The sequence below is a fragment of the Caulobacter sp. Root343 genome (genome assembly GCF_001425745.1).
Classification (GTDB): Bacteria; Pseudomonadota; Alphaproteobacteria; order Caulobacterales; family Caulobacteraceae; genus Caulobacter.
Genome location: NZ_LMDF01000002.1, coordinates 215,470 through 227,962, shown reverse-complemented (window position 1 = coordinate 227,962; position 12,493 = coordinate 215,470). Strand labels below are relative to the sequence as shown.

General features: G+C 69.1%; 12 protein-coding genes. All 12 read right to left on the bottom strand.

What is annotated here, in order from left to right:
* Positions 1-20 precede the first annotated feature (20 nt).
* Complete coding sequence (locus tag ASC70_RS03715) at positions 21-374, bottom strand: response regulator (RefSeq protein ID WP_047403689.1); 354 nt, start codon at positions 372-374, stop codon at positions 21-23.
* 82 nt (positions 375-456) lie between these two features.
* On the bottom strand, positions 457-1,293 hold the full coding sequence (gene folP, locus ASC70_RS03710) for a dihydropteroate synthase (RefSeq protein WP_056046579.1): 837 nt from the start codon (positions 1,291-1,293) through the stop codon (positions 457-459).
* A 10-nt stretch (positions 1,294-1,303) separates the two neighbouring features.
* Positions 1,304-3,448, bottom strand: a complete 2,145-nt coding sequence (locus ASC70_RS03705; protein WP_082539559.1) for a PAS domain-containing sensor histidine kinase — start codon at positions 3,446-3,448, stop codon at positions 1,304-1,306.
* A 202-nt stretch (positions 3,449-3,650) separates the two neighbouring features.
* The gene (ftsH, locus tag ASC70_RS03700; protein WP_056046578.1) at positions 3,651-5,531 is read right to left on the bottom strand and encodes an ATP-dependent zinc metalloprotease FtsH; all 1,881 of its coding nucleotides are present in this window, start codon (positions 5,529-5,531) and stop codon (positions 3,651-3,653) included.
* 76 nt (positions 5,532-5,607) lie between these two features.
* Positions 5,608-6,831 carry a tRNA lysidine(34) synthetase TilS gene (gene tilS / locus ASC70_RS03695; RefSeq protein WP_056046576.1) on the bottom strand — a complete coding sequence of 408 codons (1,224 nt, stop codon included), beginning with the start codon at positions 6,829-6,831 and terminating at the stop codon, positions 5,608-5,610.
* On the bottom strand, positions 6,822-7,679 hold the full coding sequence (gene ybgF / locus ASC70_RS03690) for a tol-pal system protein YbgF (RefSeq protein ID WP_056046574.1): 858 nt from the start codon (positions 7,677-7,679) through the stop codon (positions 6,822-6,824). Before ybgF ends, tilS begins: the two co-directional genes overlap by 10 nt.
* A gap of 77 nt (positions 7,680-7,756) precedes the next feature.
* Positions 7,757-8,323, bottom strand: a complete 567-nt coding sequence (gene pal / locus ASC70_RS03685) for a peptidoglycan-associated lipoprotein Pal (protein ID WP_056046572.1) — start codon at positions 8,321-8,323, stop codon at positions 7,757-7,759.
* 194 nt (positions 8,324-8,517) lie between these two features.
* On the bottom strand, positions 8,518-9,834 hold the full coding sequence (gene tolB, locus ASC70_RS03680) for a Tol-Pal system beta propeller repeat protein TolB (protein ID WP_162247181.1): 1,317 nt from the start codon (positions 9,832-9,834) through the stop codon (positions 8,518-8,520).
* Between the two features lie 23 nt (positions 9,835-9,857).
* Complete coding sequence (locus ASC70_RS03675; protein ID WP_056046570.1) at positions 9,858-10,664, bottom strand: energy transducer TonB; 807 nt, start codon at positions 10,662-10,664, stop codon at positions 9,858-9,860.
* Positions 10,665-10,671: 7 nt separating this feature from the next.
* The gene (locus ASC70_RS03670; RefSeq protein WP_056046568.1) at positions 10,672-11,193 is read right to left on the bottom strand and encodes a biopolymer transporter ExbD; all 522 of its coding nucleotides are present in this window, start codon (positions 11,191-11,193) and stop codon (positions 10,672-10,674) included.
* A gap of 4 nt (positions 11,194-11,197) precedes the next feature.
* A complete protein-coding gene (gene tolQ / locus ASC70_RS03665; RefSeq protein ID WP_047403675.1) occupies positions 11,198-11,896 on the bottom strand; it encodes a protein TolQ in 699 nt (232 codons plus the stop codon).
* Positions 11,897-12,009: 113 nt separating this feature from the next.
* Positions 12,010-12,459 carry a YbgC/FadM family acyl-CoA thioesterase gene (locus tag ASC70_RS03660; RefSeq protein WP_056046566.1) on the bottom strand — a complete coding sequence of 150 codons (450 nt, stop codon included), beginning with the start codon at positions 12,457-12,459 and terminating at the stop codon, positions 12,010-12,012.
* Positions 12,460-12,493: the final 34 nt, after the last annotated feature.

Genomic DNA, 12,493 nt, shown 5'->3' with positions numbered 1-12,493 from the left:
GGAAGGATGGGGAGAGCCCCCTAGGCCGCCTGCATCGCATGCTGCCACGCGCCGGCCAGCACGCCGGGCAGGATCGGCTTCTGCACCACCATGTCGCTGTTCTGGTCGGACAGGGCCGTGGCGTGGCCGGTGACATAGACCACCGGGATCGGCCCCAGGTGCGCCATGATCATCTTCACCGCCTCGACTCCGGTGCCGCCGACGATGCGGTAGTCGGCGGTGATCAGGTCGGGCTTGCGCAGCAGGGCGCGGTCGAGGGCCTCCAGCGGGCTCTCGGCGATGTCGACGCTGTCGAAGCCTTGCTTCTTCAGCAGATCCTCGATCTCCAGGGCGATCAGGATCTCGTCTTCGATGATCAAAGCGTGCTTGCGCATGGTTCACGAGCTTTCGAAAAGCCGTCCACGCACGATTAAGCCGAGCGATTCCATCCGTCGCAAGCCAGGCCGCGATTCTGTCTCACCCGGGACGCGCGGCGTTCTTCCCGCCATCCGCGATGGCGGCCTGGACGTCCAGGGCCTGGACCGTCTCGCGCACGTCATGGACCCGCACCGCCGCCACGCCCGCCGCCGCGCCCGCCAGGTGGGTCGCCAGCGAGCCGCCCAGGCGGTCGGTCGCCTCGCCGGCCGAGGGATCCAGGCCGGCGATGAACCGCTTGCGGCTGGCGCCCAGCAGGACCGGATAGCCCAGAGCCACGAAGCGCGGCAGGGCCGCCAGCAGGGCCAGGTTGTGGGCGAGCGTCTTCCCGAAGCCGATCCCGGGATCCAGCCAGATCTTCTCCTTGGCGACCCCGGCGGCCATGGCCGTGAAGGCCCGGGCCAGCAGGAAGGCCTCGACCTCGGCGACGACGTCGTCGTAGCGCGGCGCTTCCTGCATGGTCCCCGGCTGGCCCAGCATGTGCATCAGCACCACCTCGCAGCCCAGCTCGGCGGCGACCTCCGGCGCGTTCGGCGAGACGCGCAGGGCGGTCACGTCGTTCCAGATCGTGGCCCCGGCCTTGACCGCCGCGCGGGCGACCGCCGGCTTCATGGTGTCGATCGAGATCGGGATGTCGCTGGCCGCGCGGATGGCTTCGATCAGCGGGACGACCCGCAGGATCTCGTCGAACTCCGAGACCGGCGTCGCGCCGGGGCGGGTGCTCTCACCGCCGATGTCCAGGATGTCGGCGCCCTGGGCGATCAGCCGGCGGGCGTGCTCGATCCCGTCGGCGGTCGACAGGAACTGGCCTCCGTCCGAGAAGCTGTCGGGCGTGACGTTGACGATTCCCATCACGCGAGGGCGGCGAGTGCTGGCCATGCGCCGGGTTCTACCCCTCGCGCAGCATCCGGTCGACCCGGCCGGCCAGGTCGGCGACCGCGAAGGGCTTGGTCAGCACCTCCATGCCAGGCTCGATGTGGCCGTGGTTGAGGACGGCGTTCTCGGCATAGCCGGTGATGAACAGCACCTTCAGAGCAGGCCGTAGGGCGCGGGCCCCGTCGGCCACCTGCCGGCCGTTCAGGCCTCCGGGCAGGCCGACGTCGGTGATCAGCAGGTCGATGGCCTCGTTCGACTGCAGCATCCGCAGGCCGGTCGCGCCGTCCGGGGCTTCCAGGCAGGCGTAGCCCAGCTCGCCCAGGGCGTCGGCGACCAGCATCCGCACGGTGGGCTCGTCGTCGACGACCAGCACCGTCTTGCCCGCCTTCGCGGCCGAGGGCGTCAAGGCCAGTTCGAGGGTCTCGGCCCCCTCCTCCTCTTCCTCGCCCAGATAGCGCGGGAGGTGGAGGCAGACCGTCGTGCCCTGGCCGACCTCGGAATAGATCCGCACGTGGCCATTCGACTGGCGAGCGAAGCCGTAAACCATCGACAGGCCCAGACCCGTGCCCTGGCCGATCGGCTTGGTGGTGAAGAACGGATCGAACACCCGCGCCAGCGTCGCCTTGTCGATCCCGCCGCCCGTGTCGCTGACGCAGACCGAGACGTACTGGCCGGCATCCAGCCCCTGGTCGCGGGCCGTGCGGGCGTCGAGCCAGCGGTTGCCGGTCTCGATCGTGATCTTGCCTCCGTCCGGCATGGCGTCGCGGGCGTTGATGCAGAGGTTCAGCAGGGCGTTTTCCAGCTGGTTGGCGTCGACCAGCGTCGCCCAGAGGCCGGTGGCGGCGATCATCTCGACCTGGATTTCAGGCCCGACCGTCCGGCGCACCAGCTCAACGAAATCGCCCATCAGCCGATTGATGACCAAGGGGCGCGGGGCCAGGGTCTGGCGGCGTGAGAAGGCCAGCAGGCGGTGGGTCAGGGCGGCCGCCCGCCGCGCCGCGCCTTGGCCGGCCGCCAGGTAGCGATCGACCTCGCCGCCGCGCCCTTGGGCCAGCCGCGCGTCGATCATCTCGAAGGCGCCCGAAATGCCGGCCAGAAGGTTGTTGAAATCGTGGGCCAGACCGCCGGTCAACTGGCCGACGGCCTCCATCTTCTGGGCCTGGCGCAAGGCCTCTTCGGTCCGTTCGCGCTCGGCCAGGGCTTCGGTCACCCGAGCCTCCAGCGTCTCGTTCAGATGCCGCAGCTCGGCTTCGGCCTGCTTTCGGGGCGTGACGTCCTGGAACAGCACGGCCACCTGGCGCAGCTCCGGCGGCTCGATGCGGAAGGCGGCCAGCTCCAGGTGTCGGCCGGTGGCCACCAGCTCCTGCTCGAACCGTAGCGGCTCACCGGTGCGCAGCACCCCGCCGTAGCGCTCGATCCAGCTGCCCGCCTCGGCCGGGACCAGGTCGCGCACCTTCTGACCGACGACGCTGGGGAGGCCGGTGTGACGCTCGAAGGCCTGGTTGGCCATGACGTGGACGTAGTCGCTGAGCGGGCCGAACGGGCCGTCCACGAACTCGATGACGCAGAAGCCCTCGTCCATCGACTCGAACAGGGCGCGATAGCGGCGCTCGTCCTCGTGATGGGCCTGCTCGCGACGGACGCGTTCGGTGATGTCGTTGCAGAGGATGTGGACGCCGGCGACGGCGCCAGCCTCGTCGCGCACCGGCGCGAACATCAGGTTGCACCAGGCCGCCTCGCCGTCAGGGCGAGAGAAGGCGACACGCTCCTGGACCACGCTTTCGCCGGCCTGAGCCTGGATCAGCAGGGAAACGCCGGCGGCGATCGGGAACACCGCCTCGAACGGGGCGCCCAAGGCGGCGGCGTTGGCGGCCAGCAGCGATCGCGCCGCGTCGTTGTGCAGGACCAGGGCTTCCGGACCCCAGGCCAGGAAGGACGGGATCGGCGAGGCCAGCAAGAAACCGGCGGCGACCTTCAGGGCGGCGGGCCAGGTCTCGGGCGGGCCCAGCGGCGAGCCCGACCAGTCACGGCCCGCCACCGCCGCGCCCATGTCGCCAAACCCGGCCAGGAAGGCGGGGATCGTTGGCGAGGCGCGCCGCGAGCCGTGGAGCTCGTCATTGGCGGTCACGGTTTCCAATCGCAAAGCCCCCCGGCGCATATCGGCGGCCCTGTACCAGCGGCCTGATCCGTGACGAGGTCGCTTCTCGTCGCCTAGAAAAGGCGCGATCGGCCTTCGGGGTTCCATGTCGCCCGGCGATGACGCGGGGATCGACGACCCGTTTCGGGGCCAGAAAAAAGCCGGCCCCGCGAGGGACCGGCTTCGTTCTTGGTCTGAGGCGGACGGGGCCGCGTTCGCCAGGCTAGGCGGTGACGCTGGCGCCCGCGCCGGGAGACAGCGGCACCAGGGACGGGGCGACGACCGTTTCCTTGGTCTCTTCCTCGTCGCGCTTGGGGGCCACGCCCTTCAGCACGCCGTTGATCTCCTCGCCCGACAGGGTTTCGTATTCCAGCAGGGCCTTGCCCAGGGTGTGCAGGTCTTCGATCTTCTCGGTCAGGATGCGGCGAGCCTCGTCCAGGCCATACTGCACCAGGCGCTTGACCTCGCTGTCGATCACCCTGGCGGTCTCTTCCGAGACATTCTGGGTTCGCGCCACCGAGTGGCCCAGGAACACTTCGTCCTGGTTGTCGCCGTAGGAGACCGTGCCCAGCAGGTCCGAATAGCCCCAACGGGTGACCATGTTGCGGGCCAGGTCGGTGGCGGCCTTGATGTCGCTTGAGGCGCCCGAGGTGATGTTCTCCTTGCCGAAGATGATCTCCTCGGCCACCCGGCCGCCCATCATGATGGCCAGCCGGCTGGTCATCTGCTGGTACTTCATCGAGTAGCGGTCGCCTTCCGGCAGCTGCATGACCATGCCCAGGGCGCGGCCGCGCGGCACGATGGTGGCCTTGTGCACCGGGTCGGCCAGCGGGACGTTCAGGGCCACGATGGCGTGACCGCCCTCGTGATAGGCCGTCAGCTTCTTCTCTTCCTCGTTCATGGCCATAGACCGGCGCTCGGCGCCCATCATGACCTTGTCCTTGGCCAGCTCGAAGTCGCTCATGGTGACCATGCGACGGTTCTTGCGGGCGGCCAGCAGGGCGCCTTCGTTGACCAGGTTGGCCAGATCCGCGCCCGAGAAGCCCGGGGTGCCGCGCGCCAGCGTCTTGACGTCGACGTCGGCGGCCAGCGGCACGTTCTTCATGTGCACGCGGATGATCTTCTCGCGGCCGGCCACGTCGGGATTGGGCACCACGACCTGACGGTCGAAGCGGCCCGGACGCAGCAGGGCCGGATCCAGCACGTCGGGACGGTTGGTGGCGGCGATCAGGATGATGCCTTCGTTGGCCTCGAAGCCGTCCATCTCGACCAGCAGTTGGTTCAGGGTCTGCTCGCGCTCGTCGTTGCCGCCGCCCAGGCCGGCGCCGCGATGGCGACCGACGGCGTCGATTTCGTCGATGAAGATGATGCAGGGGGCGTTCTTCTTGGCCTGCTCGAACATGTCGCGCACGCGGCTGGCGCCGACGCCGACGAACATTTCCACGAAGTCCGAGCCCGAAATGGTGAAGAAGGGCACGCCGGCCTCACCCGCCACGGCGCGGGCGATCAGGGTCTTGCCGGTGCCGGGAGGGCCGACCAGCAGGGCCCCCTTGGGGATCTTGCCGCCCAGGCGCTGGAACTTGGCCGGATCCTTCAGGAAATCGACGACCTCCTGCAGCTCTTCCTTGGCCTCGTCGACGCCCGCGACGTCCTCGAAGGTGATGCGGTTCTTGTTCTCGGTCAGCAGCCGGGCCTTGGACTTGCCGAAGCCCATGGCGCCCTTCGCCCCGCCTTGCATCTGGCGCATGAAGAACAGCCACACGCCCACGACCAGCAGGATCGGCAGCAGCTGGACCAGGATGGCCAGGAAGCTGATCGAGCCGCTCTTGAACTTCACGTCGGCGTTCTTGGCCACCATGCGGTTGACCAGCTCGTCGGAGTTCGTCGGCGCGTTGACCGTCAGCACCTTATTGTCGGCGGTCTTGGCGACGACCGTCTGGCCCGCGATCTCGGCCGACTTGATCCGGCCGGCGTCGACGTCCTTGAGGAGCTGCGAATAGCTGACTTCGCCGCTGTTCTTGGTGCGCGCGTTCTGGCTGACGACAAACACGCCCGCCAACACCGCGACGATCACCAGCCAGATGGCCAGGTTCCTGAAATTCATACGCTTCGTCTTCCCAACGATAGGTCTTGACCCACCAAGATAAGGGGTCGCGAGCACGAACGCCACGCGCGTGACATCAAGTCACGGATTCTTGGTCGTAAAGACCAATCGCGGCCTTGAAACGATCCAGGACGAGCAGGCGGGCGCGTCCCTCTCCTTCGACTGCAAGGTCCGGGCCGTCAAGCGGAGCAAGAGCGGGCGCCGCGCCATGCCGCAGGAGCAGCGGCAAGCTTGGCCGAGCGGCCGCCGGAACCATCAGCAGGCGGGCGCGCTGCCCGGCGGACAGGCTCGCGGCCCGGCCCTTCAGGGCCGTGACGGCCAGCGGGGCCTCGCCCGCCGCAACCTCCCACCGCCCGTCCCAGACACCGGTTTCGCCAAGCGCGAGGTCCAGCGGCGCAAGGCCGCCCCGCGCGCTTTCGCCGGCGTCGCGGCAGATCAGCGCCTCCGCCCCGGCCTCGATCCGCGCGCCGGCCAAGGTGGCGGTGAAGGCCTCGCCCGATCGCAAGCGCTCGACCAGGCGCGACAAGCGCTCGCCGCGCGGCGGCCTCGCCGTTCCGGCCGCGCACAGCAGGGCGGCGGCCAGATAGGCGGCGGCGGCGTTGCGAGGCAGGCGGATCGCTCCCGCCGCATCAACCGCGAAGGTTGGCGGCGCGAGTGTCGAAGCCTCGATTTCAGGAATCTCGTCCGCCCCCGCCGCCCGAGCGCGCGCCCGGGCGTAGCGGAGGTCGACATTGGCGGGATCGTCCAGCCAGGTCTCGCCCTGGTCGGCCAGGGCCCCGCGGATCGCCGCGCGGCTCAAGGACAGCAACGGCCGCAGCAGAAAGATCCCCCGCCCCTCCGGCCAAGCCGGCGACGGCGCCCATTCGCGCGGATCGGAGACGCTCGAGCCCTCGGCCCGCATGGCCGCGCCCTCGGCCAGGTCGCTGGCGGTGTGGCCGAGCAGCAGGACCTTGGCTCCGGCGTCACGTGCGGCTTTGGCCAGCAGGGCGTGGCGAGCCAGGCGAGCGGCGGCGGGCAAGCCAGCCGACGGCTTGTCGCCAGTCCAGGCCAGGGCGCGGGCCTGGGCGCCCAACGCATGGGCCTTGGCGACCGCCTCGGCGGTCCAGCGCGCGCTGTCAGGCTGCAGTTGGTGATCGACGGTCAAGGCCAGCACAGGTCGGCCCTGCGCTCGCGCCCAGTCCAGGGTAGCCTTCAGTAGGAACAGGGAGTCGCCGCCGCCCGAGAAGCCGACGGCCAGCGGGGCCGCGGATAGAGGATCGAGCCGCCGATCAAGGGCGGCTCGGATCTCGTCTAACCGCACTTGGCCGCGACGCGGGTCGAGGCCGCGCGCGAGACCACCTGGGCCGGCGCCTTGGGATAACGCTTCGACAGCTCGTCCAGGGTGCGGCAGGCCTCGGCGGTCTTCTTCATGGCCACCATCGAGCGGGCCAGCTTCAAGGTGGCGTCCGGCGCCCAGCTCGTCTGCGGCCAGCCGCGGATCGCGCCGATATAGGCTCCGGCCGCGTCGGTATAGGCCTCGCGCACGAACAGGGTCTCGCCCAGCCAGTAGCGGGCCTCGGGCGCCTTGGCGTTGTCCGGATAGTTGGCGACATAGGCCGAGAACGCCTGCTCGGCGTTGGCGTAGTCGCCGGCCAGCAGCAGGTCCTTGGCCTGCTTGAAGGCCACGGCCGGTTCGGCCGGCGGCGCGGGCGGCGGCGGCACGCTCCCGCCGACGGGCGCGGCGGCGACCTGGGCGGCGGCGGCGGTCTGCAGATCGGCCAGGGTCTTTTCGACGGCGGCCAGGCGTTGCTCCAGCGAATCCGCTCGAGCCTTCTGGTCGGCGGCGGTGCGGCGGGCCTGGTCGAGGTCGTGGGTCACGCCCTCGTTCTGGCCGTTCAGCTTGGTCAGGGTCTGTTCCAGGTCGCCGACCCGCTCGTTGAGCGCGGCGATCTGAGCGTCGGTCTCGGCCGGCTGGACCACGACGGGCTTGCCGGTGTCGCGGCCCTGGAAGACGATCGCACGCAGCTCGCGCACCACCTTTTCCATCCGCTCCACGCGCTTGGCCGAGCGGTCGTCCAGCGGATCAGCGGGCGGCAGCGGGGTCTGGGCCACGGCCACGGCGGCTGACGAGGCGAACAGGACGGCGAGCAGGGCGGATTTCAGCTTCATGACCGTGATTTACCGGTAGGGAGTAGACAAAACTAGGGCGGCTACGCGTTCGCGAAGCCGCCCTGTTCTATGCGGTATTAGCGGGCGCCGTCCGTGATGGCCGTGTGGCCGTTACGGTTCTTGGCCCATGCTTCCTCGGTCGTGCCCGGATCGATCGGACGTTCCTTGCCGAACGAGATCGTTTCGATGCGCGCGCCGGCGACGCCCTGGCCGACCAGGAAGTCGCGGACGGCGTTGGCGCGGCGGGCGCCGAGCGCGAGGTTGTACTCGCGGGTGCCGCGTTCGTCGGCGTTGCCTTCGATCCGGACCTTCACCGCCGGATAGCGGTTCAGCCACTGGGCCTGGCCGGCCAGGACCGGTTGGGCGTCGGCGCGGATCGAATACTCGTCGGTGTCGAAATAGACGCGGTCGCCGACATTGACGACGAAGTCCTGCACCGAGCCCGGCAGGACGCCGCTCGAGACCGGCGGCTGAGCCGGCGGGCTGTAGGGGCTGCTCGGCGCGGCCGGCGGCGCCTCCGGCGTCGGCGCGACAGGCTGGGGCTTCGGACGCGAAGCGCAGGCGGCGAGCGAGGCTGCGGCCAAGCCGACGAGCGCCAGTCTAACGGCGCGCTGGGTGTCGAAGCTCATCCAGTTTCTCCTCAAGTCTACGAACTCTGGACCTGATCCATACCTGCGAGACGCTTGGAATGGACCCTCTAAATGTCTGACCAATCTCACAATGATGTCAGATCGACGTCAAACGATGCGGATTCACTTGCGGCGCGAATAGGCAAGCAACGCTAGTGCTGGCGCAACAACGCCTTCGCAAGGCGCAGGTTGCCCCGACAATGTGTCAATCAGTCGAGCAACGGCGACCAGGCCGGGTCGGAGCCCGAGCCGTTATAGGCGGCCGGCCGGAGGATCCGGCCGGTGACGTCCACCGTCCAGAGCTTGGGATTGCCGCTGGCGCCTTCGCGGAAGAACATCAGCACCCGGCCGTTCGGCGCCCAGGTCGGGCCCTCGTCCAGATAGCTGGTGGTCAGCAGGCGCTCGTCGCTGCCGTCGGGGCGCATGACGCCGATGTGGAACTCCCCGCCCGTCTGTTTGGTGAAGGCGATGAAGTCGCCGCGCGGGCTCCAGACCGGGGTCGTGTAGCGGCCGCCGCCGTACGAGATGCGGCGCACGCCCGAGCCGTCGGTGTTCATCACATAAAGCTGGGCCTGGCCGCCGCGGTCGGAGTTGAAGGCGATCTTGCTTCCGTCCGGCGAGAACGACGGCGAGGTGTCGATCGACGGGTCGGTGGTGATGCGGGTCGAGGACCGGCTGCGCAGGTCCATCAAGTAGATGTCGCTGTTGCCGGCCTTCTCGACCGAGAACGCCACCTTGCTGCCGTCGGGCGAGAAGCGCGGAGCGAACACCATGCCGGGGAACTTGCCGACCGTTTCCTGGCGGCTGGTCTCCAGGTTCAGCAGGTAGATCGACGACCCGGTCGGCCGCAGGGCCATGTAGGTCAGTTCCTGGCTGGTCGACGAGAAGCGCGGCGTCATGACGATGTACGAGCCGTCGGTCAGGTACTGCGGATTGGCGCCGTCCTGGTCCATGATCGCCAGACGCTTGACCCGGGCCAGCTTGGGCCCGCTCTCGGCGACGAAAGCGACGCGGGTGTCGAAATAGCCCTTCTCGCCGGTCAGACGCTCATAGACCGCGTCGCTGATCTTGTGGGCCACGCGGCGCCAGTTGTCCGGCGTCGAGCTGAACTGCAGGCCCAGCAGCTGCTGCTGGCTGAACACGTCCCACAGGCGGAAGTCGACGCGCAGGCCGCCGTCCGCGCCGACCGTGACCTGGCCGTTGATCAGGGCCTGGGCCCCGGTCGCCTGCCAGTCCGGGAAGCGCGGCTGGACGTTGACGTCCTGCAGCTTGTCGGGGACGCCCGAGACGTTCAGCGGCTGGAACAGGCCCGAACGCTCGAGATTGCCGGTGATGACCTGGGCGATCTCGGCCCCGCGCGTGGCGCCGGAGAAGGCCGGGACCGCGATCGGCAACGGCTTGACCGCGCCGGAATTGATGTCGACCTCGATCTGCGCGGCCGCCGGGGTCACGAAAGCGGCGCCGCCCAGCAGGACGACGGCCATCAGCACCAGGGCTCGCAGTCCCAGTGGGGCTTTGAGGCGCATCGAGGTCTCCTTCTTTCCAGACATCAACGCGAACAGGCCTGTTTTGCGTTGAAATTCAGGGCGATTTTCTGACCGTACAGGTCGGAGGGCAGGTAGGCGAACGGCGAGGCGGCGAACAGCGCCCGGATGGCGCGGTCCGAGGCGGCCTTGACCACCGGATCGGGCGAGGACGTGCCCGGCGACTCCGGCTGGCCGACGACGCGGCCGCCCGGTCCGATCACGAACACCACGCGGACATTGACGTTGGCGCCGCCCTCGACCTCGCAGTTGGGGTTCCAGCGATCCTGGACCTCGCCCCGCAGGCGCCCCAGCGCGGCGGCGGACAGGCCCGTGGCCGCGCCCAGAGCCGGACGGGCCGAGACCGAGGTCTCCGCGCGAGCCGGGCCCTTGGGAGCATTGGCGGTCGGCTTGCCGGTCGCCTTCTTGGACTTGGCGATCGAGGCTTCCAGCGAGGCGAAGAAGTCGTCGTTCTTCTTGGCCTGGGTCGGCTTGGCCGGCGTCGGGGTCGGGGCAGGCTTGGGGACCGTGGTCGGCTTGGGCGGCGCGGCGGCGGGCGTCGGGGTCGGCGCCGGCGTCGGGGCCGGCGGCTGCGGCGTGGCCTCGGGTGTCGGGTCCGGGGTCTGCGCCGTCTGCTCGACCGGCGCTTCCTCGGCTGGGCGGACATTGGTCGGGCCGTTGGTGACGATGGTCACCGGCACCGACTCGCCGATGGTGATCGGCTTGGCGGCCTTCCACGGCAGGCCGAACACGATCAGCGCCGCCACGGCTCCGTGCAGCGCGATCGAGCCCAACAAGCCCGGGGACAGAGTGTTTTCGCGGCGAGCGCTCATGCCGCTCCTATTGCGCCGGCCGCAGGTCGCCCGAGCCCTCCGGCTGGGCGTCGCGGGTCGTCGCGCCCGTCGAAGGGCCGCCTGTCTCGGTGATCAGGTTGATCTTGTTGAAGCCGGCGTTCGACAGGCCGGCCATCACCTGAGCGACGACCGCATAGGTCGCCCCGCCATCGGCGCGGACGAAAATCGGCTTGCTGTAGCCATTACCAGCGATCGCGGTCAGGCGCGGCGCGAGGTTCTCGAACGGGATCTCGGTCTCGCCGACGAAGATGTGGCCGTCCTTGCGGATCGAGACGGTGATCGGCTCGTCCTGGTTCTGCAGGGCGGCGGCCTCGGTCTTGGGCAGCTCCAGCGGCACGCCGGCGGTCAGCAGCGGCGCGCTGATCATGAAGATGATCAGCAGCACCAGCATCACGTCGACCAGCGGCGTGACGTTGATCTCGGACAGGGCCCCGCGCGAGCGGCGGCCCCGGCGGCGGCGGCCCCGGCCGCTGTTGGTGGCGAAGGCGTCGCTGGACGACATCGACATGGGATCAGCCCCGCTCGGCCAGGCGACGTTGGATCGCCGTCGACAGGTCGTCGGCGAAGCCCTCCAGGCGGCCGGCGTACTTGCCCGCGTCGGTCGAGAACTTGTTGTAGGCGATATAGGCCGGGATGGCCGCGATCAGGCCGACGGCCGTGGCGAACAGCGCCTCGGCGATCGACGGGGCGACAACGGCCAGCGAGGTGTTCTTCGAGATCGCGATGTTCTGGAACGCGTGCATGATGCCCCAGACCGTGCCGAACAGGCCGATGAACGGGCTGGCCGTGGCGACGATGGCTAGGCTGCCCAGGCCTTCCTCGACCTTGGCGCTCTCGCGGGCGATCGTGGTGTCCATGATCCGGTCGATGCGCGCGACCAGGAAAGCGGCCTGGTTCTCGGAGAGGGCGCCGCGCGCCTTGGCGTCGCGCCATTCCTTCAGCGCCGCCTGCAGCATGCGCGGCAGGGCGTGGCGGGGATTGGCCCCGGCCTCGCCGGCGACGTCCTCCAGTGAACGCCCGCCGCTGACCTGCTCCTCGAAGCGGTCGGCCGCACGGTTCAAGCCCGCGAAGCGGACCAGCTTGTCCAGGATCACGGCCCATGAGCCCAGCGAAGCCAGGATCAGACCGATCATCACCCCCTTCACGACCCAGTCGGCCTGCATGAACAAAGCGAAGAACGAGAAGTTGGGGGCGGCAGCCGAGGCGTCCATGCGGGCGAGGTCTCCGTTGGGGCGTCTGAAATTCTAGTTCGCGCCGTATGGCATGAAGCGGCGCTTGGGTGAAACTATGACAATCGCCGAGCGATCCCGAAATTCGATGACGTTTATTCGGCAGGCGCCAGCCAAGGCTCCAATTGCGCCCGCATTTCAGCCGTCGGCTTGCGCGGGCGGCCGTCCAGGGTGATGCAGACCGCCTCGCCCGCCGCCTGGCAGATCACGTCCTCGCCGCGCGTGATCCGCTGACTGACATAGAGGCGCGGCCCCTTGATCCGATCATAGGTGGTGCGCACCACCAGGGCGTCGTCGATCCGGGCCGAGCGCTTGAAGTCCAACTCCATCCGGACGATCGCGAAGGCGGTGTCGGCCTTGGCAAGTTCGGTGTGCGAGATGCCGACCATCCGGAAGAAGTCGCTCCGTCCCCGCTCGAAATAGCGCAGGTAGTTGGCGTGGTAGACGATCCCCGAGAAGTCGGTGTCCTCGTAATAGATCCGAACGGGCAGCTGATGCTCGCGGCCGTCGAAGACGCCGGTGGTGGGCTCGGGCGGGGTCGTCATGATTCTTCCTTAGCCGCTCCTTCTCCCTTTGGGA